The organism is Arcobacter cryaerophilus gv. crypticus (assembly GCF_002993025.1).
GTDB lineage: Bacteria > Campylobacterota > Campylobacteria > Campylobacterales > Arcobacteraceae > Aliarcobacter > Aliarcobacter cryaerophilus_B.
Map to the genome: position 1 here is coordinate 1 of NZ_NXGI01000020.1, position 393 is coordinate 393.

1 tRNA gene is annotated in these 393 nt (G+C 30.3%); it reads right to left on the reverse strand.

The features are described from left to right. Window positions 1-259: 259 nt before the first annotated feature. Window positions 260-335: transfer RNA gene (locus tag CJ670_RS08435), tRNA-Ala, on the reverse strand. Window positions 336-393 lie beyond the last annotated feature (58 nt).

Sequence of the window (393 nt, forward strand, 5' to 3'; positions counted from 1 at the left end):
TACTTTAATAAGTTAGTTGTGTTATCTATAGTTTTTTAATATCTCTATTAAATTTTAGATATGAAATTTTTATTTAAAATTAAACATTACTATTTAATTTTACGAAAAATTTTTAAAGACTTTAACATTATATTTTTAAATATCATGCTACTTAAAATAACTAAAGTTATTTCAAGGTAACGCTTTCTGATTAAAACCAGATATAAACTCTTATTTATTAAAAGCTTATATCTAATTTTCTTATCTCTTTATATGTATATGGTGGAGAATAGCGGGATCGAACCGCTGACCTCCTGCGTGCAAAGCAGGCGCTCTCCCAGCTGAGCTAATTCCCCATAATGGTGGGCCTATCAGGACTTGAACCTGAGACCTCACGATTATCAGTCGAGCGCT